Source organism: Streptomyces sp. NBC_01669 (assembly GCF_026339735.1).
GTDB lineage: Bacteria > Actinomycetota > Actinomycetes > Streptomycetales > Streptomycetaceae > Streptomyces > Streptomyces yanii.
The window spans coordinates 8210103-8231254 of record NZ_JAPEQG010000001.1 but is presented as its reverse complement, the minus strand read 5'-3'; the positions used below and the strand labels follow the sequence as shown (position 1 = coordinate 8231254).

Annotated in this window: 15 protein-coding genes and 1 pseudogene; 8 read left to right on the top strand and 8 right to left on the bottom strand. The window is 68.8% G+C overall.

Annotated elements, in window-relative coordinates; genetic code table 11:
* Positions 1 to 221: 221 nt before the first annotated feature.
* The 7 genes and pseudogenes from OG972_RS36780 to OG972_RS36750 form a co-directional block, all read right to left on the bottom strand.
* Positions 222 to 1127: an alpha/beta fold hydrolase gene (locus OG972_RS36780; protein ID WP_266988893.1), complete on the bottom strand. Its 906-nt coding sequence runs from the start codon at positions 1125 to 1127 to the stop codon at positions 222 to 224.
* A gap of 85 nt (positions 1128 to 1212) precedes the next feature.
* Positions 1213 to 2178 (bottom strand): RNA polymerase sigma factor, encoded by a 966-nt coding sequence (locus OG972_RS36775; RefSeq protein WP_266988891.1) that lies wholly within the window; start codon positions 2176 to 2178, stop codon positions 1213 to 1215.
* Positions 2179 to 2350: 172 nt separating this feature from the next.
* A complete protein-coding gene (locus tag OG972_RS36770; protein WP_266988889.1) occupies positions 2351 to 2911 on the bottom strand; it encodes a bifunctional DNA primase/polymerase in 561 nt (186 codons plus the stop codon).
* 374 nt (positions 2912 to 3285) lie between these two features.
* The gene (locus tag OG972_RS36765) at positions 3286 to 6117 is read right to left on the bottom strand and encodes an AAA family ATPase (protein WP_266988887.1); all 2832 of its coding nucleotides are present in this window, start codon (positions 6115 to 6117) and stop codon (positions 3286 to 3288) included.
* Positions 6118 to 6383: 266 nt separating this feature from the next.
* Positions 6384 to 6503, bottom strand: a pseudogene (locus tag OG972_RS49330) (alpha/beta hydrolase); the annotation flags it as partial.
* A 176-nt stretch (positions 6504 to 6679) separates the two neighbouring features.
* On the bottom strand, positions 6680 to 7363 hold the full coding sequence (locus OG972_RS36755; protein ID WP_266988885.1) for an alpha/beta fold hydrolase: 684 nt from the start codon (positions 7361 to 7363) through the stop codon (positions 6680 to 6682).
* A 130-nt stretch (positions 7364 to 7493) separates the two neighbouring features.
* Complete coding sequence (locus OG972_RS36750) at positions 7494 to 9743, bottom strand: helix-turn-helix domain-containing protein (RefSeq protein ID WP_266988883.1); 2250 nt, start codon at positions 9741 to 9743, stop codon at positions 7494 to 7496.
* A 609-nt stretch (positions 9744 to 10352) separates the two neighbouring features.
* Between OG972_RS36750 and OG972_RS36745 the strand changes: the two genes are divergently transcribed.
* Entirely contained in the window at positions 10353 to 10889 is a 537-nt protein-coding gene (locus OG972_RS36745) for a RidA family protein (protein WP_266988881.1), read from the top strand.
* A 294-nt stretch (positions 10890 to 11183) separates the two neighbouring features.
* On the opposite strand, the gene OG972_RS36740 is transcribed toward OG972_RS36745, so the two are convergent.
* On the bottom strand, positions 11184 to 11954 hold the full coding sequence (locus OG972_RS36740; RefSeq protein WP_266988879.1) for a DeoR/GlpR family DNA-binding transcription regulator: 771 nt from the start codon (positions 11952 to 11954) through the stop codon (positions 11184 to 11186).
* A gap of 375 nt (positions 11955 to 12329) precedes the next feature.
* Here OG972_RS36740 and OG972_RS36735 point away from each other — a divergent pair, with 375 nt between their 5' ends.
* The 7 genes from OG972_RS36735 (at position 12330) to OG972_RS36705 (ending at position 20975) form a co-directional block, all read left to right on the top strand.
* Complete coding sequence (locus OG972_RS36735) at positions 12330 to 13091, top strand: DeoR/GlpR family DNA-binding transcription regulator (RefSeq protein ID WP_266988877.1); 762 nt, start codon at positions 12330 to 12332, stop codon at positions 13089 to 13091.
* 128 nt (positions 13092 to 13219) lie between these two features.
* Positions 13220 to 14545 (top strand): sugar ABC transporter substrate-binding protein, encoded by a 1326-nt coding sequence (locus tag OG972_RS36730; protein ID WP_266990951.1) that lies wholly within the window; start codon positions 13220 to 13222, stop codon positions 14543 to 14545.
* Positions 14542 to 15528, top strand: coding sequence for a carbohydrate ABC transporter permease (locus OG972_RS36725; RefSeq protein WP_266988875.1), 987 nt, complete (start codon positions 14542 to 14544; stop codon positions 15526 to 15528). The genes OG972_RS36730 and OG972_RS36725 overlap by 4 nt, the downstream gene beginning before the upstream one ends.
* The gene (locus OG972_RS36720; protein WP_266988873.1) at positions 15525 to 16412 is read left to right on the top strand and encodes a carbohydrate ABC transporter permease; all 888 of its coding nucleotides are present in this window, start codon (positions 15525 to 15527) and stop codon (positions 16410 to 16412) included. The genes OG972_RS36725 and OG972_RS36720 overlap by 4 nt, the downstream gene beginning before the upstream one ends.
* Positions 16409 to 17398: a zinc-dependent alcohol dehydrogenase family protein gene (locus tag OG972_RS36715; protein WP_266988871.1), complete on the top strand. Its 990-nt coding sequence runs from the start codon at positions 16409 to 16411 to the stop codon at positions 17396 to 17398. Before OG972_RS36720 ends, OG972_RS36715 begins: the two co-directional genes overlap by 4 nt.
* On the top strand, positions 17395 to 18348 hold the full coding sequence (locus OG972_RS36710) for a carbohydrate kinase (RefSeq protein WP_266988869.1): 954 nt from the start codon (positions 17395 to 17397) through the stop codon (positions 18346 to 18348). Before OG972_RS36715 ends, OG972_RS36710 begins: the two co-directional genes overlap by 4 nt.
* 188 nt (positions 18349 to 18536) lie before the next feature.
* Positions 18537 to 20975 (top strand): helix-turn-helix domain-containing protein, encoded by a 2439-nt coding sequence (locus OG972_RS36705; protein WP_323135961.1) that lies wholly within the window; start codon positions 18537 to 18539, stop codon positions 20973 to 20975.
* Positions 20976 to 21152: the final 177 nt, after the last annotated feature.

Genomic DNA, 21152 nt, shown 5'->3' with positions numbered 1-21152 from the left:
ATGTCCTGGCCGCGGGTCGCCGCCACGCGGCGACCGTCACCTGGCGCAAGGGATCCAAAGCAGCGATGACCTCACGCTTTGTGTTCCTGCGGGTCCGGCCTGCCGAGCGTCGCCCGAAGCCTGCGGCCGACGGCGTCATCGGCCTGACCTAAGCAGAGAGGGTCGCGTCAGCAGACCGGTGCCCAGTCGGCGCGCCGCCGCAGTGTCCACGGTGTCATGTGTCAGGCGGCGCCCGAAGTTGTGGCGGTGACGAACCGTGTCACTCCTCGGGAGAACTCCTCCGGTTCCTCGATGTGACCGAAGTGCCCGCTTTGCTCCAGTATCAGCAGTTCCGATCCCGGGATCATCTGATGCAGCTCCTGGGCCCACCTCACTCCGCAGATGAAGTCGTGACGGCCGACGACGACCAGGGTCGGCACCGTGAGCGAGCCGAGCTGCTGACTGTCGTCGATGAGGTGCGGTTCGAGGTTCTCGTCCAGTCCCGAGATGAATGTGGCGCTCACCGCGGCGCGGAAGGGCGCGAACTCCGTTTCGCGGCCCCAGTAGTCGGCGAAGTACACGGGCACCAGCGCCCTGAGCAGCGTCGTGAACCCGGCGTCGTCGGAGGTGGTGGGAATCGCCGCGAAGGCGGCCAGGATCGCGGAAAGTTCGGGGTTGTCGGAGTGCCGCTCGGCGAATTTCTGCACCAGACGCACGGCTTCGGCAGCGTGTTCGGGACCGGTGAACGGCGCACTTTCGTACAGGATCACCCCGGCGATCCGTTCGGGGTGACGCAGGGCGTGATACTGGGCGACGAAGCCGCCGTGGGAGTGACCCAACAAATGCACCTCGGGCACGCCGAGATGCTCGATCAGACCTTCGAGGAGCCGGCTGTAGCGCGGCCGGGTGTAGCCGTGCGGATGGGAGGCGGGGCGGCCGGAGCCGCCGGTGCCGATCGGCTCCGGATAGACGACCGTGAGGTGTCGTTCCAGCGCAGGCATGCGCAGGTACTCCCAGAAGATGCCGGGCCCGCCGGAGTGCGCGATGCACACAGGTCCCGTGCCGTGGACGTGATACCTCTGCGTCACCCCGTCGATGTCGACGGTGTGGGTACCGACCGTGAGGGGGTCGGTTCGGGGGATGGTCATGGAACTCTCCGGGTTCAGCAATCGGCGATGACACCGACAGGACGCGGAGCAGAGGACGAAGTTCACTCCGTCGAAGTGGCGTCCATCACATAACCGGCAGCAGGTCCATGAGCTGCACCGGCCGGGAGTGGGCGAGCCGCAGATGTTGCACCCGGCCGGCGTCGTCCAGGGTCATGAGCCACGCCACGCCCGGCGGGCAGTGCTCGGGGTTGTCCGCCGGATTGATGATGTCCATCTCCCAGACGGTGAGCGACCGACCGGCCACCGCATGGATGAGACGCTGTCGCACGCCCTCTTCGACGTCGTTGTCCATGCTGCGCACGAGAAGGTCCCAGCCACCCACCCGGTCGGGACCACTGAGGAGGGCGATCTCGGGAGACCAGCGTTCCGTCAGCAGCTTGCCGAAGTGTCCGCTCTCGGCAGCGGCGAGCGTCTCGCGAGCCTCGATGCGGCTGGCCAGGAACCGCTGCTCCGCGTCACCGTGCGCGGCGTCCTCCGTAGCGGCGAGAGCGGCCGTCAACTTGGCCCGCCCCAGGCTCAGTCTGCTGCGCACCGTGCCCACCGGAACGCCGCACGCACGAGCGATCTGCTCGTACGAGGTGACCCCGGTGGTGAAGTGCCGCAACACCAAAGGCATACGCAGCAGCGGCGAGAGCTCCTCCAGCGCCTCCCAGACCCAGTCCCGCACCGCGCTCCGCTCAAGCCACTGCTCCGGACCGTCCTCCGGCGACGGCAGGTGCAGCTCGTCCACGGGCTGGGCGGCGACGGCGCCCCGCAGCAAGGACCGGCCGGCGTTGCGCACGATCATCCGCAGCCACGCACCCACAGCACCCGGGTCACGCACATCACCGATCCGCCGCAACGCCGTCAGCGCCGCGTCCTGCATCACGTCATCCGCATCCGCACCCGGCCCCAGAATGCTCAACGCCACCGCACGCATGCCCGCCCTATGGCGTTCCAACAGCAACCCCAGAGCGGCGATGTCACCGGCCTGAGCCGCCCGCGTCAGCGTCGCATCCTCAACACGCGCCGCCTCGACCGCGTCCCGCATCACAAGTTCGCTTCAGGCACTGGTCACTTGACCGTAGGGCGCCCGGATGCGGCTGCGCCACTCATGGGACGGGGTTACCCGTTGGAGGCTGAGCGAAATCTTGCCCAGGGGAGTTCAAGGGCCCTGCGGCGATCAGGGCATCTCTTCATGCACGTCGAGCCGCTCCATGGTGTCATCCCGCATGCGCCCACACCCCCTCGAGTGCGGCCGGAGCGAGGGCAGGTGTGGGCCGAGGGATCTCGCCGTACCGGTCCGCGCAGGTGAGCACCTCGGCGGAGGCGACGAGCACGGCGGCCAGAGCGACCGGGAGGAGCGGGCTGGCCGAAGGCCGCCGGGTCGGGGCGCGGAGCCACTCGTAGCGGTCGCCGAGCACGGGCTGGGGGCCGGGGACGACGACCACGGAGCCGTGGCTCAGGTAGCGGTGCGCGGGAGCCGCTCCCTCTCCTCGCGCGAGTTGGTGGGCGAAGTCCTGCCAGCTCTGCGAGGCCAGGATGAAGCCCATTCTTCCCGCCCGGTGGTCCAGTACTATCGGCCCGAAGGGCCGTCTTCGGCGCAGCAGTTGATCGAGCGCCTCGATGCCGACTCGCTGGTCGACCGACACCACGTCGAAGAAGCGGCCAGTGGGCAGCATGTACGGCGCCCGGGGGTTGCTCGCCCACGTGGTCAAACATGCTGACGGATCATCGGCTGCCTCGGACAGCCAGGCGAAGTCCCTCCATGTCATCCTCTTCATGTCACTCACCTCTGTCGGACTCAGTGTCGGCAGCGAGGCCGCCCGACGCCCATGCTGAGCGTCATCTGCCCTGGCCCGGGCAGATGACGAGGAGTGACGGGGAATGACGTGTCACGCGCGGACTCGTCTCTCTGCCGCGAGTCAGCCGTCCCCGGTCTCCGGACACATGCGACGCGCGGCGATGAACAACATTGCGTTCGTCGGGCGACCGACGAGTGACTCACTCCGCTCTCTCAACGGAGTGCGCAGTGCCCCGCATGACGGCGGCTCGTGCCTCTGCTCATGAATTCCCGCTGTTGGTCACAGGTTTGTATGACACCCCAGGTTAGGCAGTGCCGTCCCCCACCGGCTTCGACCAAATGGCCTAAAGATGCTCAGACGGCCCGACGTACGGGGCTGTCCACGGCCAGCTGATCAAGGCCGGTCAGCGCGTCGCGCAGCCCGCCGCGGGAGGCGATGTCCAGCTTGCGGAAGGCGCCGCGCAGGTGGGCGGCCACGGTGCGGTGGGACAGAAAGAGCTGGGCGGCGATCTGTTTGTTGGTGAGCCCCGTGGCAGCGAGCTGGGCGGTCTGCCATTCCTGCGGAGTCAGCGGCGCTTCGACACCCGCTACGGGCGTGACAGGGGCCGCGGCCTGGCCGCTTGCCCGCAGCTCGCCGGCCGCGCGTGCGCTCCACGGGGCGGCTCCGAGGCGTTCGAAGGTGCTCAGGGCGGCCTCGAGGTGGGGGCGTGCCGCGACGCTCGCCTGGGCTCTGCGGAGTCGTTCGCCGTAGCCCAGGCGGATCCGGGCCAGATCGAAGGGCCAGTGCTCTGCGCCGGGTGTGGCGATGGCCTTGTCGAAGAGATCGCGATCGACGACGTACGGGTCGGCCAGGGCGGTCGCCGCCTCCGTGATCATGGCCAGACGTGGTGAGATGGAGGGGATGCCGACGTCCTGGACGGCCGCCAGATGTGCGGCTGCCTCGGCGTGGTGACCGGTGCGGGTCGCCGCCTCGGTGAAGTCCCAGATGAGCCACAGTGCGTGCGGGACATGCGGCGCCGGCCGGCTCGCCGGGCTGACGGATGTCACATGCCGGTAGGCGCTGTCGAAGTCGCCGCGTCCCAGCGCGGACAGAACCTTGATGTGCGATGAGTAGACGCGCAGCGCGCCCAGGCCGCGTGGGTTGCTCCAGGAGGCGAGGCGGTCTGCGATGCTCCGGGCGACTTCGTCGTCACCGCGTGCGGCGGCTAGCAGGCCCTGCAGCAGACGGCCTGGCCAGGCCTGGAGTCGGTAGTCATGGGACGCGCACCAGTGCAGGGCCTCGTCGGTCAGTTCGGCGACATCGTCCCACCGTCCCCTGGCGTAGGCGTCGTCGGCCAGAAGGAGCAGGGCCGGTATGGCCGAGGCCACGGCTCCTCCGCCGCGGCCGTCCTCGACGACGCGCAGCAATGCGCTGTGGCAGCCCGGCAGGCGGTCGACGTAGGCGGCGCAGGTGGCCGTGCGGACGATGCGAGTGGGGTCGGTCTGCCGGTGGAGTCCGGAGATCAGTTCGTCAAGGCGGGGCAGTACCGGCAGCGCCGCGTGGGCCGGGTCGCCAAGGGCGCCGCGCAGAACCAGTAGCAGGGGGTCAAGAGCGTGCGGACGGAATCGCGCCAGGATCGTGTCGAAGGACTGCCACAGTTCCGGCCGCCCGCTGAAGGAACACACCATGAGCAGGGTGTGGAGTGCCTCGCGAAGCATGATGTCATCGGCCGGACCCGCGGGGGCGTGGTCGGTGATCGCTCGGACCAGCAGCCGGTAGGCACCGTCCGTGTCACCGTCCCAGTTGAGGAGCTCCCCGGCTGCCGCCGCGGCGGCAGCCGGGGACGTGCCGCCCAACGGATCGACGGCCGCGGCATCGTCGAGAAGCGCGCGTACGTTGCGCAGGTCGCCGGTGACGTTGGCGCTCAGGCAGGCAGCCTCAACCAGTCTCCGGCCCCTGGCTGTACCTGAGCTACTGAGCTCCGAGGCGCGTAGCAGGGCGGAGACAGCGCCGACGGCGTCGCCGCGGCGCAGGGTGGTGTAGGCGGCCTCGTGCAGCAGAGCGGCCACCTGGTCGTCCGGCCCCACGGTGGCGCGGGCCAGGTGCAGGGCTCGACGTTCGGATCCTTCCGGGAGTAGGTCGGCGAGCGCCCGGTGCGCCCAGCGGCGCTCGGCGCTGGTCGACAGTTCCATGACGGCCGAGCGGGTCAGCGGGTGCCGGAAGACCAGGCGCCCGGCTCGGGCGTCGACCCGCACCAGCCCCGCACGCTCGGCAGGAGAGAGCTCGGTGAGAGTCCCTGGTCCGTCGCCGGTCCGCGGCAGGAGGTGCAGGTCGCCCGTGTCGTCCAGAACCGCCAGCAGGAGCAGTTTCCGTGTGGCGTCCGGCAGGGCCCTGACCCGCTCGGAGAAGATCATCCGCAGGCGCTCGGTGAGCGGAAGGACCATCGGCAGAGAACGTCGCTGCGTCTGCTGCGCGAGACTGAGCGAGACAGGCAGCTCAAGCAACGCGAGGGGGTTCCCCCCGGCCTCCGCGAGCACCCGTCGGCGAACCGTGGACGTCATGGCCGGAAAACGCTCCGCCACCAGCTTCATCGCCGCCTTCGCGTCGAGGGGCGGCACTTCGTGTACCTGAGTCCCCGTGTCGGGGAGAAAGGCCTCGTCCCGCCGGGAGGCGGCCAGCAGCGCAACGCGCCCGGTGCCGGCATGGCGGGCGACCGTACCCAGCACCACCGCACTGGGCCGGTCCAGCCATGCGTAGTCGTCGATGACCAGTGCCAGGGGGCTGCTCCGGGTACCGATCCGGAACAGCAGACCCCGCACCGCGTACGCGACAGCCGACAGCTCCTCCGGTTCACCCGCCGAAAGGCCAAGAATCACCTGAAGGGTGCGCGCCTGCCGCGCCGGCAGGGAAGCCAGCTCTCCCGCCAACGGCAGCAGGATCTGATTCAGCCCCGCGAAACCGACATGCTGATCGAACTGCGCTCCGGCAGCCCGCACCACACAGAATCCACGTTGCTCCGCCCGCCGCGCCGCGACATTGAGCAGCGCGCTCTTGCCCACTCCGGCCGCACCGGTCAGGAACAGCGCGGCACTCCGTGTTGCCGCCTCGGCGAGGAGCGCGTCGACCAGCGCCAGCTCCGCCGATCGCCCGACGAGACCGCCGGTGCCGCCATGGGGCCCGCTCTGAGCGATGACGTGCTCGGCCATCGGGACGACGCTGGATGTGCCGGCCGTCGCGGAAACGCTGGTAGAGGGTGTCTGAAGAAGGTTGATCATCACTTTCACCTGCAAGCGGTCGGAGATGCGAGATGCGCCGCGACGGCCGAAGGGCGGGAGCCGGCGGCGGCCCGCGTTTGCGTGGCCGGAACGGGAGAAGTCGGTCAGCGTGGTCCCGGCCGATGCCGACCCGGTCGCCTTGGGATCGGCGGGACCGGTGCGCCGGGCGGCGGTCGGCGGGTCGGCGGGTCGGCGATCAGCGTGCCGACCGACTCACCCCGGTCGGGGGCGGACGCGGCGACCTTGGCGTGGTTGCCCGCCTCGGTGATGACCATGCCGCCGTACACATGACCAACCAGGACGACCGCACTGTCGACTCGGGTTCTGCACGACGGCCACCCGGTGGCCGTCGGCCGTCGGCACGATGTCCCTGACCGTCCCCGTGATCAGTCCTGACTGGACGGATTGGCCCGACGCTTCCAGGCCATCTGCGCCGTCGTGCCGCTCCGGGAGGGCAAAGTCGCCGCGCGGAGCACCGCGTCCGCTCCTCCGGTCAGACGGTGGCGGCCTCGCGGATGAGGCCGGCGACCACGCCGGGCTGCGAGACGTAGACGGCGTGGCTGCCGATGGCCTCGACGACGGTCGAGCCTGCGCGCTCGGCCATGGCCCTCTGGGCCGGCGGCGGGATCATGCGGTCCTCGGTGGCGACCAGGTACCAGCTGGGCTTGTGCTGCCAGGCCGGTTCGGTGACCGCCCCGCTGAGGGCGTCCACGCCCCAGGGGACCTGAGCGTCGGCCATGAACGCGGTCTGTTGTTCGGGCAGATCGGCGGCGAAGGCGTCGTGGAACCTGTCGCGGTCCAGGAAGAGGAAGCCGTCCTGCGGAGGCAGGATGGGCGGCACCGGCGTTCCGGGCGCCGGGTCGGCGATGAGCGTGCCGACCGACTCGCCCTTGTCCGGGGCGAAAGCAGCGATGTATGCCAGCGCCGCGACGTTGGGGTGCATACCGGCCTCGCTGACGACGACCCCGCCGTAGGAGTGGCCGACCAGCACGGCCGGGCCGTCGAGCGTGTCCAGCACCTGGCGGGTCGCGGCGACGTCACCCTCGAGCGACAGCGTCGGGTTCTGCACGATCCGGACGCGGAAGCCGTCCCCGGCGAGGTCGTCGTAAACGCCCTGCCAGCCGGACCCGTCCACGAAGCCACCGTGCACGAGCACGATGTTCCCGATGGTCGACATGCTCTCTCCCAGGGTGGATGGACAGGCCCCCACAGGCCCGTCGGACTGGCTCCAGTCAACGCGCCTGGAAGTGGTGAGGCCACGCAGAACAGCACGCAGAAGTTCTGCACGCCGAACACTGCTGGACGCGTCAGGGTGCGGCGGCCGCCAGGTCGTGGCAGCGGCGGCTCGCGTCGGCGTCACCGACCGCCTCGAACACCTCGGCCGCCCTCGCGTAAGCACGGCTGCTCTCGTCCTTGCGGCCCTCGTCGGCCAGCAAGGACCCCAATGTCTCCAGGGCGTGGGCCTGCGGGACGTGCGACTGAGCCTGCTCCATGAGTCCGATCGCCTCGACGAGCTTGGTGATCGCTTCGGGCCGACGGCCGAGCAGTCCGAGACATTCGCCGGCACGGGCCAGCGCGATGGGACGGACGAACGCCGCCACGCTCGGCGTCACCCCCGACCCGGCGTCGTTCAGGAACGCCCACAGGTCGAGGTACCGCTCCAGGGCCTCGGCGTGATGCCCGGCGTCACGAAGGCAGGTGCCAAGGGCGCCGAGGCAATGGCAGTACGCGTCGAAATCGCCGTTGGCCTTGAACATCTCCGCCGCCCGGGTCTCCGACGCGGTGGCCTCGTCAAGCCGTCCGAGTCTACGCAGCGCGCCTCCCGCGTGGTGGAGGGCGGAGGCGACTTCTGCCGTGGAGCCACTGCGCGTGGCGAGGTCCATCGCCTCGGTGGTGTACCGCAGTGCGGTCTCCGGGTCGTCGCGCGGCAGCAGATGGACCCAGGCCAACGAGTTGAGCTGGCCGGCCTGCCGGACCGGATCGCCCAGGCCGGCAGCGGCCTCGACACCGAGGGAGAAGACCTCGTGCCAGTGCGGCGCGTGCATCCAGCGGTCGGAGAACCAGTCCAACGACTCCACGCAGTCGAGGACGGCGGAGTGCCGGCCGTCGCTCGCTGCCGTCCCCAACGCACCCAGCCAGTTGTCCACATTCACGCGCAGCCAGTGATCGGCCTCCTCCTCCGAAGACAGGTCGGCGAGGTCGGCGTCAGGCTGGTCGGGGTGGCCGTAAGCCGGTTCGAACCATCGCCCGGCGGTGGTGGCCATCCGCAGCAGCCAGGACGTCATCGTCCCCCCGATCGCCTCCCGCTCAGCCGCCGGGTCCTCGGCCTTGAGCCGCTCGCGGGCGAACAGCCTGACCAGGTCGTGGAAGCGGTAGCGGCCCGCCCCGCTGTCCTGTAGCAGGCCGAGGTCGATCAGCTCATCGAGCACGTCCCAGGCGTCCTCGACGGAGATCTCGCCGACCACCGCGGCGAGGGCGGCGTCGAAGTCGTGGCCGGTCACCAGAGCGAGTCGGCGGAAGACCTTGCGTGCGGACGGCGCGAGTTGCTCGTACGACATCCGGAACGCGTTGGCGATCTTGAGGTCCCCTGCCTTGAGCTGGTCGAGACGGCGCTCGTCGTCGGCCAGCCGGATGACGAGTTCGGCGGCGCTCCATGCGGGGCGGCTGACCAGCCGGTTGCCGATGATCCGCACTGCCAGGGGCAGGCCGCCGCACAGCTGCGCGAGCTGAGTGAGCACTGACTCGCCGTCCGAGGCGCCGCGGTCCCTCGTGATCCCGGTCAGCAGGAGGGTGGTGTCCAGCAGGGGCAGGGGGCCCAGGTTCAGGCGGCGCACGCCCTCCAGGCCGGCCAGCAGCCGACGACTGGTCACCAACGCTCTGCCCAGGCCTCCACCCGGCAGCAGTGGGCGGATCTGCTCTTCCGAGGCGGCGTTGTCGAGCACGACCAGCACGCGTCTGTCCCTCAGCAGCGATCGGTACAACGAAGCACACTCGGCAATGTCAGGAGGGATCTGCTGGTCCGGGACACCCAATGCACGGAGCAGCTGCGCCAGGGCCTGGTCAACGGGCAGAGGGCGCGAGGACATGCCGAACAGATCAAGGAAGAACACCCCGTCCGGAAAGTCCGGGCGCAGGGTGTGGCCGGCATGAATGGCGAACGCGGTTTTGCCCAGACCGGCAGGACCGGTGATCAGTCCCACAGCGGCGACGGCCGCCGAGTCCTCGTCGCGGACAAGGTTCTGCGTCCAGGCCAGTTCCGCGGCCCGGCCCGCGAAGTCATCTATGTTTCGCGGGAGTTCGCACAGGCCGGTCGGGCGCTTCCAGTGATCCCGCAGGCGGCCGTCGCGTGCCAGCTCGATGAGTTGTTTGCGGTCGGCCCCTTCCAGTGCGAGTGCGTCTGCGAGGGCGGTGACGGTGCGGTGCTGAGGCCCTCTGCTGCGTCCCCGCTCCATGTCCGACAGGGTGCGGCCACTGACGCCCGAAAGTTCGGCGAGTTGCTCCAGCGTCAGGCGCGCCGCATGCCGATGACGACGAAGCAGTTCCGCGAAGGGGGGCATGGCAGTGATGAGGAGCACTCCTTCTCCGCTGTATCACACCTGGTCCGTCGGGGCCCAGCCGCAGGCCAGCTTACTCAACAAAACGGAAGATTCCAGGAGTTCAGGCGAAGAATGCGCGCGCTCGACGGCGACGATGACCCTGGCGGCACCGACTGTCGCCGCAACTACCCAGCCACCACCGCAAGACAGGAGCGGTATTGACGAACCCACCCCTGCCCGCGCCTCAGCTCCGGGGGCACATCCGCAAGCGTGGCATCGTCCCAGCCAACGCCCATCGCGGGACCTGGCACGAGGCTGGACATCCTCGATAGGCGGTCGAGGGTACCGGGCGCGCACGATGAGGTCGCGGTAGTCCAGCCAGGTGAAGCCCTTCGGCTCTCCCTTGCGAACCCCGGAATCCAGTTGAGGAGCGAAAAGAATCACCCCCAATGCCTTGACGGGCCTCACACAGGCGATCTACGCTCCGCGTCGCCGGAGTGAAAACTCTCGGCCCAATCGCCTTCCACAGCGAATTCGGCATGCCGTCGCCCGCAAATTCAACACGCCCGCATGTCAACTCGCCGGTAGGGGCTGATCTGTATCAACCCTCATAACAGGAGAGAAGCAGTGATGAGTGCCCGAGGTGAGTCTATTCCAAACGAGTCCCCCAATAACAGCCTCGTCCGCCGCCGCCTCCTCGCTGGCGCCTGCGTCACAGGAGTGGCCACCGTTGCCAGCCAACTTGCCGCACCCGAGGCATCGGCAGCGCCCAGCAGAACCGATCTCTTCTACTACTGGGAATCCCAGCAGAGATCCCTCGGGTATTCCCAAGGGATCCGGGTGGACAACACCGTCTGGCTGTCGGGCACAGCGGCCCTTGACAAGGACTTCAACTGCGTTTCCCCCGGCGATCTGCCCGCCCAGATGACCTTCATCTACCAGCGCATCAAGGAGAGCCTGGGCAAGTACGCTCTCGATTTCCGACATGTTGTCCGCGAGAATATGTATGTAACAGACATGAATGCCCTGGTCGGCGCATTGCCGTACCGCAAGGGCATTTATGCCAACGGCCCCTTCCCGACCTCCACGACAATCCAAGTCAACCAACTGCTCGTTCCCGGACTCATGATTGAGATCGAGGTGACCGCCTGCCGAGCCCTGCCATAGGCGCGAGCTCGTTCCTTCCGGCGATTTTCTGACGACAGTTCGACCATGGTTCGCGAATTGCCTGCGGCCTCCCGGACCGGCAAGACGGTTCCGGACGCCGCTGCTGAACTTGAATGCGTGATGTCGGCTTGATCGCGGTCAGTTGCCCGTGATCAGGCCGGTTCCCGTGAGGCATCCGTCGACCAGATGCGGTCGCTACTGGATCTGCTTGAGGCCGCACTTCACGCCCTTGGCCATCTGGTCGAGGTTCACGGCGGCCAGGTTGCCGACGGTCCCTGCGCCCTGACGAGGGTGCTATACGCGGATGACCTGAGGCCCGAGGAGCGAGTACCGATGTGCCTCCGCCGAGGGCAGCGAGGTGTCGGTCACGATCGCCTCGAACTCCCGCACCTCGGCGAACCGGCAGAAGCTGACGGCTCCGAACTTGGTGTGGATCCCGGAGAGGATCCGGCGCCGCGCCGAACGCACCGCCTGCGCCTTCACCTCGCCCACCGCGGGGTCGGGGGTGGTGAGCCCGTACTCGCGGGAGATCCCGTTGGCCCCGACGTACGCCAGGTCGATGACGAAGCCGGCCAGCATCTCCGTGGCCCAGTGGTCGACCGTGGCGAGCGTGCCGCCCCGCACCCGCCCCCCGAGCAGCAGCACTTGGACCTGATCCCGCGCGGCCATCACGGAAGCGGTCGCAAGCGACGCGGTGATGACGGTGAGCGGACGGTCCCGAGGCAGGGCCTCCGCTATCAGCTGAGGCGTGAAGCCCTCGTCGACGAAGACGGTCTCCGCCTCGCCGAGCAGCTCGGCGGCCGCCTGCGCGATCCGGGCCTTCTGCGGTACGTAGCGCACGGTGCGGGCCTCGAGGGTCGTCTCGAACCCGGCGCTCTCCACCGGGTAGGCGCCGCCGTGCGTGCGACGTACGAGCCCGTGCTCCTCGAGGACCCGCAGATCGCGGCGGACGGTCTCCAGGGAGACCGCCAACTCCTCTGCCATAGTGACGACTTCCACTGCTCCCTCACGGCGGGCGACCGTGAGGATCGTATGGCGACGGTCTTCGGCTGTCACAGCCCTCACCACTTCGACGCTAGGGGGCCCCGGGTCGGCGTCCGGGGCCTCGCTGGATGCCTGAACGGCCCAACCACGACCCATGATGTGGCACGCGCCACACGGTGAACATCGGCAGGATGACCGGAACTTGCGGCACGTCAGAGAGATCTCACCAAGATCGAACGGGCAGGGAGTGGGCCCCGCCCTTACCTCCAACGGGCAGCGATGTTGCCCGCTCCAACCGCCGCCAGCCACCTGATCAGCGGAAACGGTGGCCGGCAATCGGGCATGAACGGGCAGCATGCGCACGGCGAACTGTCTGGTCACCGCTGTCAAAGCACTAGTAAAAACATCCCACAGGCCCGAACGGGCAGTGACACAGCCCCGGTTGGAAGGTGTGGCGTGGACACCCATGAACGCCGACGGAGGATCCTGCGCATCACTCGAAACTCGGGATCCGTGGAAGTAGCGGATCTGGCCGCAGAGTTCACCGTCGCCAGGGAGACGATCCGCCGTGACCTGCATGCGCTGGAACGGAAAGGACTGATCCGCCGGAACCACGGCGGCGCCCGGCCCGTGGAGAGCGCCGGCTTCGAGACGACCCTCGTGGAGCGGACCACCCGCAATGTTCCGCAGAAAACCAGAATCGCCGCGGCGGCCGCCCAGTTGCTCGGCGAGGCGGAGACGGTCTTCATCGACGAGGGCTTCACCCCGCAGCTGATCGCCGCCGCGCTTCCCCGCGACCGTCCGCTGACCGTGGTCACCGCCTCCCTGGCGGTGGCCCACACCCTGACCGACGCGGAGCAGACGACCGTGCTGTTGCTCGGCGGCCGGGTGCGGCCCTCGACACTGGCCACGGTCGACCACTGGGCCTCCCGGATGCTCGCCGGCCTCGTCCTCGACCTGTGCTTCATCGGCGCCAACGGCATCTCGCGCGAGTACGGTCTGACCACCCCCGACCCGGCCGTAAGCGAGGTCAAGAGCCAGGCGGTACGCGGCTCTCGGCGCCGGGTGTTCGTGGGCGCGCACACCAAGTTCGGCGCCGTCAGCTTCTGCCGCTTCGCCGATGTCCGGGACGTCGAGGCGATCGTCACCGACACCGGCCTGCAGTCGGCCGAGGCCCAGCGCTACTCCTTGCTCGGCCCCCAGGTCATCCGGGTGTGAACACACCCGCCCAGTACTTCACTTCAACCCGCAGCAGTAACCCGCAGGAGGCCGCCATGCCTGTCCAGAATCGTCCCCACGTCACGCGTCCCCAGGTCACGCCCCGAAGCCGACGCCATGCCATCGGCATGCGCATCGCGGCGGCCGGCGCCGCCGGCGCGCTCCTCGCCGCCTGCAGCGGTGCAGGCGGCACCGCCTCCTCCGGCGGCGACACCATCAACGTACTGATGGTGAACAACCCGCAGATGGTGGAGCTGCAGAAGCTCACTGCGGCGCACTTCACCAAGGACACCGGAATCAAGGTCAACTTCACGGTGCTGCCGGAGAACGACGTCCGCGACAAGATAAGCCAGGATTTCTCCAACCAGGCGGGCCAGTACGACGTCGCGACCATCAGCAACTACGAGGTCCCCATCTACGCCAAGAACGACTGGCTGCATGCCCTGGACGAACACGTCGCGAAGGACACCGCCTTCAACCAGAAGGACATCCTGGAACCGCTCACGAAGTCCCTCACCGCGGCCGACGGCAAGCTGTACGCCGAGCCCTTCTACGGCGAATCGTCCTTCCTCATGTACCGCAAGGACGTCTTCGCCGAGAAGAGCCTGACGATGCCGGAGCGCCCCACCTGGCAGCAGGTCGCTGACCTCGCGGCCCAGGCCGACGGCGCGAAGCCGGGGATGAAGGGCATCTGTCTGCGCGGGCTGCCTGGCTGGGGCGAGGTCATGGCCCCGCTGACGACCGTCGTGAACACCATGGGCGGCACCTGGTTCACCAAGGACTGGAAGGCGCAGTTGACCGCGCCCGAGTTCAAGAAGGCCACCACGTTCTATGTGGACCTGGTGCGCGAGCACGGCGAGGCGGGCGCTCCGCAGGCCGGTTACGCCGAGTGCCTCAACAACCTCACCCAGAGCAAGACCGCCATGTGGTACGACGCCACCGCGGCCGCCGGGTCCCTGGAGGCCAAGGACTCCCCCGTCAAGGGCAAGATCGGGTACGTCCAGGCCCCGGTGGACAAGACCGAGAGCTCGGGCTGGCTCTACACGTGGGCCTGGGGCATCCAGAAGGCCTCCAAGAACACCGACAACGCCTGGAAGTTCATCTCCTGGGCGTCGAGCCAGAAGTATGAGGAGTTGGTCGGCGAGCAGATCGGCTGGGCCAACGTTCCGGCCGGCAAGCGGGCTTCGACGTACCAGAACCCCCAGTACAAGAAGGAATCCGCGGCCTTCTCGGACGTGACCCTGCAGGCCATCGACTCCGCGCGGCCCGGCGACCCCGGTGTCCAGGATCGCCCCGCACCCGGCATCCAGTTCGTCGGCATCCCGGAGTTCACCGACCTGGGCACGAAGGTCTCGCAGGAGGTCAGTGCGGCGATCGCAGGCCGCCAGTCCGTCGACGAGGCCCTGGAGAAGAGCCAGGCACTCGCCGAGAAGGTCGCGAAGGAGTACCAGTGACCACATCGGTCAGCGCATCCCCACCGGCGGCCGCGACGCCCCGGCACACCGCGCAGGCGAAGCACTCCAAGAGGAATGGGCAGCCGTCCGCCGCCCGTGCCTGGGCGACCCGCGCACCACTGCTGCCCGCCCTGGTGTTCCTCATCGCGGTCACCCAACTGCCATTCGTGGCAACCCTGGTGATCTCATTGTTCGACTGGAACTCCCTGAACCCCGACGCCCGCAGTCTCAGCTGGTTCGAGAACTACAAGACGGTCGCCACCGACCCCGCCATGCGCGAGTCGGTTTTCACCACCATGCTGCTCACCGCCTCCGTGGTCGTGGCATCCGTGGTCCTCGGGCTGCTGCTCGCGCTGCTCATGGACCGCACTTTCCGTGGCAGGGGATTCGTACGCACCTTGCTGATCACACCATTCCTGCTGGTCCCGATCTCCGCGGCGCTGCTGTGGAAGCACGTCCTCTACAACCCCGAGTACGGGCTGTTCAACGGGGCGTGGACGTGGGTCGCCGGGCTGTTCGGCGACGACACCCCCACACAGCCGGACTGGATCTCGAACTCGCCGCTGCTCGCCGTCGAGGGCGCGCTGGTGTGGCAGTGGACGCCGTTCATGATGCTGATCCTGCTGGCCGGGCTGCAGAGCCGGCCGCCGGACGTGATGGAGGCGGCCCGTCTCGACGGGGCCTCCGAATGGCAGATGTTCCGGTACGTCACCTTGCCGCATCTGCGCCGCTATCTCGAACTCGGTGTGCTGCTCGGCTCGATCTACATCGTGCAGAACTTCGATGCCGTGTTCACCATCACCTCGGGCGGCCTCGGCACCGCCAACCTGCCATACACCATCTACCAGACCTTCTACCAGGCCCACGAGTACGGACTGGCCTCGGCAGCCGGGGTGCTCGTCGTGATCGGCACGATCGTGATCGCAACGTTCGCGCTGCGGGTGGTCTCGTCCCTGTTCAACGAAGAGGTGAACCGCCGATGACCGCGCTCACCACCGCACGTCCTTCCGGCCGCGAGGCACCGCTCCCGCCCGCCGCCCGCAAGGCACGGCGCCGCTCGGCCCGGCTCGGTGTGGTCGCCTGGTGCGCCGGCATCGTCTTCTGCCTGCCGGTCGCCTGGATGGTGCTGACCTCACTGCACTCCGAGCCGGACGCGGCGACCAACCCACCCTCGCTCGGCGCCGCGCTCACGCTGGACGGCTACAAGAGGTTCTTCGGCGCCGGTGGGGGCGCCGACCCGTGGCCCTCGCTGATCAACTCGACCACGGCGAGCCTGTGTTCCACGGCTCTCGTCCTGGCCCTAGCCCTGCCAGCAGCCTACGCCCTGTCCATCCGGCCGGTCCGCAAGTGGACGGATGTGATGTTCTTCTTCCTCTCCACGAAGATGCTGCCGGTGGTGGCGGGGCTGCTGCCGATCTACCTGTTCGCCAAGAACGCCGGGATGCTGGACAACATCTGGCTCCTGGTCATCCTCTACACATCGATGAACCTGCCGATCGCGGTCTGGATGCTGCAGTCGTTCCTCGCCGATGTGCCGGTGTCCATCATCGAGGCCGCCCAGGTGGACGGGGCCAGGCTGCCCACGATCCTCACCCGGATCGTCGCACCCATCGCCGCGCCGGGGATCGCGGCCACCGCGCTGATCTGCTTCATCTTCAGCTGGAACGAGATGCTGTTCGCCCGCGTACTGACCGGAGTCACCGCGCAGACGGCGCCCGTGTTCCTGACCGGATTCGTCACCAGCCAGGGCCTGTTCCTCGCTCAGCTCTGTGCCGCTTCGGTCGTCGTGTCCTTGCCGGTGCTCGCCGCCGGTTTCGCCGCCCAGGACAAGCTTGTCCAGGGCCTCTCCCTTGGAGCCGTCAAATGAGGGCAGCAATCGTCGAGGCGCCCGGCAAGGTGTCGGTCACCTCGCTCCCCGACCCCACGCCGGGGCCCCGTGAAGTGGTCGTCGATGTGGCCGCGTGCGGTCTGTGCGGGACCGATCTGCACATCCTGCAGGGCGAGTTCGCCCCTACGCTGCCCATCGTCCCGGGCCACGAGTTCGCGGGCGAGGTGGTCGGCATCGGCGCCGAGGTGACCGAACTGTCGATCGGCGACCAGGTCGCCGTCGATCCCTCCCTGCACTGCCACGAGTGCCGCTCCTGCCGCGCAGGACGCGGCAACCTCTGCGACCGGTGGGCGGCGATCGGGGTCACCGTTCCGGGCGGCGCTGCCGAGTACGCCCTGGCGCCGGTGGCCAACTGCGTGCGGCTGCCCGAGCACATCGACGCACGCGATGCCGCGCTCATCGAGCCGCTGTCCTGCGCGGTACGCGGCTACGACGTGCTCAGCGGCACACTCGGGGCCCAGGTGCTGATCTACGGCTCGGGCACCATGGGCCTGATGATGCTGGAGCTGGCCAAGCACACTGGTGCCGCCACGGTCGACATCGTCGACATCAACCCCGAACGCCTTTACACCGCACGGGAGTTGGGCGTCTCCGGTTCCGCCTCGGCGGCGGCCGAGCTTGAGCGGCCGGGCGGCTGGGACGTGGTGGTCGACGCGACGGGCAATGCGGCCGCCATCCAGGACGGTCTTCGCCGCGTCGCCAAGGGGGGTACGTTCCTGCAGTTCGGGGTCGCCGACTATGCGACGACCGCAATCATCGAGCCGTACAAGATCTACAACCAGGAGATCACCATCACCGGCTCGATGGCCGTCCTGCACAGCTTCGAGCGGGCCGCGGCCCTCTTCGCCACCGGCATCCTCGACCCCGGCGTCTTCATCAGCGACCGACTGCCGCTGGAGCAGTACCCCCAAGCGATCGACCGCTTCAAGGCGGGCCAGGGCCGCAAGATCGTGGTGCAGCCGTGAGCGGCCTCAACCGCGAGCCTGTGCCGGTCCCCGGCCAGACGGCCGCGCCGCACCGCGAAGGAACGGTCCTCGTCATGGGCGAGGCACTGACCGATCTCGTGCCGGCCACGGACGGCACCCTGCGCCCGCAGCCCGGCGGCGCACCCGCCAACGTGGCCACACATCTGGCCCGCCTGGGCGTCCGTACCGCTTTCGCCGGCACGCTGGGCGATGACGACTTCGGCCGCCGGAGCGAGCACCGGCTCCGCACCGCCGGCGTGGAGCTCGACCTCTGCGCGCGCTCCAGCCTACCCACGGCCCTCGCCGTGGCGGACCCCAGCCCGGAGGGGACGCGCTACCACTTCCACCTCCAGAACACGGCGACCTTCGAACTGACGGATTTCACAGACCAGTTGGGGGACTTTCACGCCGTTTACATAGGCGGCCTCGCCGCCGTCGTACCCCCGGCATCCGAGGCCGTGCTCGCCGCCGCCCGCGCGGCGGCACGCCACTCGGTGCTCGCGGTGGACCCCAACGTCCGCACGGACCGCACACTCGACCCGGCGAGCAGCCTGCGCCGCCTGCGCGAGCTGTGCGCGCTGGGCCACATCGTCAAGGTCAGCGACGAGGATGCCTGCCAACTCTGGCCCGGCGACACCCCCGAGACACCCTGCCGCAAGCTGGCGGCTGAGGGGCGCCTGGTGCTCCTGACCCGCGGTGCTCAGGGCAGCTCGGCCTTCTTGCCAGGCGACATCCACGTCTCCGTACCGGCCGTGCCGGTGACCGTGGCCAGCACCATCGGGGCGGGCGACGCCTTCATGGCGGCGGTCCTGGCGCGGCTCGTCGGCAGCGGGGCCCTGCGGGGCGACGGCCCTGCCGCCCTGACCGCCGCACAGGCCGGGGAGGCACTGCAGTACGCGGCGTCGGTCGCGGCGGCCGTGTGCGGCCGGGCGGGAGTGGACGTGGCGTGATCGGGGTGTGCCCCCTATGTGCTTGATCAAGGTCGGAGACCAGCAGGTCATCGACGTGCCGGCCACGGGCTGACCGCAGGGCGGCGTCCCGTTCAGGGGTGCAGGGGACTTTGACGACGGTGATTTCCGGCGCGCAGTCCGCACCGGTGGCCTATGCGGACGTCGCCGACGTGTGCGTCGGCAGTTTCATGGCTGGTCTGGGGACGGTACGAAGCGGTGTGTCCGGTGGCATGGGGTGCAGGCGAACAGTTGCCGATACGATTCCCCGGTTATGGGTCGTTGGTGGTAGAACGTGCGCGGTCGGAGTCGTCATGTGCAAGATTGCGGCGAGTGGGGTGCCTTCGCCGCTGAGGGGGTGTGGCGCCATCACTGGACGTCTCGGTTTCGGGGAGGTTTTACGCAGTCATCGGCGCGCGGCTCGTCTGACGTTGGAGAAGTTGGCCGAGGTGTCGGGGGTCAGTGCTCGGACTCTGTCGGACATGGAGCGCGGCCGCAGCAGGGGGCCTCAGCATCGGACCGTGACCGCATTGGCGGACGCGCTCGCGCTGGAGGGCGATGCCCGTAAGCAGCTGCTCGAGTTGGCGCGCGAGGGCCGGCTACGGGATCACTGGACGCGTCCGACGGGTCTGTGTGAACTTCCGCGGCCGGTCGACGACTTCACCGGCCGTGCCGCTGAACTGGTCTGGATGAGCGAGCTGGTGTACGCCGAGAGTTCGCCGGGTGTCGGCGTGGTGGGGCTCATCACCGGGTCCGCGGGCCTGGGGAAGACCACGTTCGCCGTCCATGCCGCTCATTCGGTACGGCCGAGCTTTCCCGATGGAGTGTTTTTCCTCGACCTGTTCGGCATGTCCCAGCGGCCTCTGGCCGCCGATGACGCCTTGCAGTTGCTGCTGCGTGCGCTCGGTGTCGCGGACCAGCAGATCCCCGGGGACATCCAGGGGCGCGCCTCCTTGTACCGGTCGCTGCTGAGGGACAGGCGTGTCCTTGTCGTCCTCGACAACGCCGCGTCGGAGAAGCAGGTGCGCCCGCTGCTGCCGGGAGGGGGCGCGGGCAGGGCGCTGATCACCACCCGGCGGTTGCTGTCGGGTCTGGAGGGCGTCCGCAGGCTCATCCTCGGGCCCCTGCCGCTGCAGGAGTCCACGCAACTGCTGACCGGGATTCTGGGCGAACGTTCCGCATCCGACGGGGAATCGGCCCTCGCGCGGCTCTCCGAGTTGTGTGGCGGTCTGCCTCTGGCGCTGCGGATCATCGGGAACCGCCTGGCCAGCCGGCCCGGATGGGACGCCGCCGAACTCGCCGCCCGGCTGGCGAACGAGGAGCGTAGACTGGACCAGTTCAAGGCCGGCGATCTCAAGATCGCCAACGCGTTCGGGATGTCGTACGAGCAGCTCGCCGATTCCGCGCGGCGGATGTTCCGGCGACTCGCTGTGGTACCGGGACAGGACTTCGACGCCCCCCTGGCGGCCGTCGCCGGAGGGGTGCCGAACGAGGATGCCTGGGAGGCTCTCGACGACCTGGTCGACCTCGGCCTGCTGCACGACAGCGCCGCGGGCCGTTACCGCTTCCACGACCTGGTCCGCCTGTTCGCCCGCGGCCGCCTCCACGAGGAGGAGGCCGTGGCCGAGTGCGAGGCGCTGACGGGGCAGGTGACGTCGTGGCTGCTGCGGATGGCCACGCTGTCCGGGCGGTGGTTCGAACCCGGCTACGGCCGTCCCGACGGGCCCGACCCCGATCTCGCCGTCCCGTCCTCCGTCGAGGAGGCCGACTGGTGGCTGCGGGTGAACGCGGACAACTGGCTGGGGGCGATGCGCACTGCGGCCGGCAGCGGCCGGCACACCCTCGTCCTCGACTGCGCGGAGTCGATGCACTGGTTCTCCGAACGGTGGGCGCACAGCCCACACTGGCAGGAGGTCTTCACACGGGGAGCGGAGGCCGCCGCCGCCCTCGGCGACCTGGCGCAGCAGGCGACCCAGCTGAACTATCTGGCCTGGGTTCATTCGGTGCCGCCCAGCGACCCGGAGGCTGTACTGCGGTATGCGGCCGAGGCGCTTGAGTTGGCCACCCGGGGCGGTGCCACGGCGCAGATCGCCTGGGCACACGAGTACACCGCTTCGGCACTGCTCATGCTCGGCCGACTTGAGGAGGCCGTCGCGTCGTCCTCCCGGGCAGCGGAGTTGTTCAAGACCATCGGCGACATCGACTCCTACGTCCAGAGCCTCGCCTGCATCGCCAACTGCTCTCTCGACGAAGGGCGCTACACCGAGGCGTTGGAGCAATACCTCGGACTGCTCGCTCTGTTGGACGACCCGGAGTCGGGGATGACACCGAGCGTCGCAACGCACAGCCGGCCATTTGCGCTGATGCGAATCGGCTTTTGCCTCGGACACCTCGGCCGCCGTGCGGAGGCGATCACCACGCTCAGCGAGGGAATCGACCTCATGGACACGCTCCAGATGTCCGACTACCGGCAGGCCGGGGCCCTGGAAACACTGGCTGCCCTTCTGGCCGGCGAAGGCCAGACCAGCGAGAGCAGCCGCGCCTACGCGCGGGCGGCGCAGGTCTTCGAAGCGATCGGTGACACCGGGGCGAGCATCCGCTGCCGCGCTCTGGCGACCGCCGCCCCCTGACCTCGTCCAAGGTGCTGCCCGCGGAGATCGGGCGGGTACTTCTGCGTGCTGTTCCGCGTCGCCCGGCCGCGTCTTTTCAACTTGGCTCGTGTGCACCGGGACAGACGTCAAGACGCTGTCCCTCCAGGTCAGGAGTGACCATGGCAACCATCAGGAACATCGTTCTCGTGCACGGTG

Bases quoted from the DNA above. Each gene is read 5' to 3' on its own strand.
- OG972_RS36750 (WP_266988883.1), bottom strand. From the start codon at position 9,743: ATGCCCCCCTTCGCGGAACTGCTTCGTCGTCATCGGCATGCGGCGCGC.
- OG972_RS36705 (WP_323135961.1), top strand. From the start codon at position 18,537: ATGGCTGGTCTGGGGACGGTACGAAGCGGTGTGTCCGGTGGCATGGGG.
- OG972_RS36745 (WP_266988881.1), top strand. From the start codon at position 10,353: ATGAGTGCCCGAGGTGAGTCTATTCCAAACGAGTCCCCCAATAACAGC.
- OG972_RS36765 (WP_266988887.1), bottom strand. From the start codon at position 6,117: ATGGCCGAGCACGTCATCGCTCAGAGCGGGCCCCATGGCGGCACCGGC.
- OG972_RS36715 (WP_266988871.1), top strand. From the start codon at position 16,409: ATGAGGGCAGCAATCGTCGAGGCGCCCGGCAAGGTGTCGGTCACCTCG.
- OG972_RS36770 (WP_266988889.1), bottom strand. From the start codon at position 2,911: ATGAAGAGGATGACATGGAGGGACTTCGCCTGGCTGTCCGAGGCAGCC.
- OG972_RS36780 (WP_266988893.1), bottom strand. From the start codon at position 1,127: ATGACCATCCCCCGAACCGACCCCCTCACGGTCGGTACCCACACCGTC.
- OG972_RS36720 (WP_266988873.1), top strand. From the start codon at position 15,525: ATGACCGCGCTCACCACCGCACGTCCTTCCGGCCGCGAGGCACCGCTC.
- OG972_RS36755 (WP_266988885.1), bottom strand. From the start codon at position 7,363: ATGTCGACCATCGGGAACATCGTGCTCGTGCACGGTGGCTTCGTGGAC.
- OG972_RS36730 (WP_266990951.1), top strand. From the start codon at position 13,220: ATGCGCATCGCGGCGGCCGGCGCCGCCGGCGCGCTCCTCGCCGCCTGC.
- OG972_RS36775 (WP_266988891.1), bottom strand. From the start codon at position 2,178: ATGCGGGACGCGGTCGAGGCGGCGCGTGTTGAGGATGCGACGCTGACG.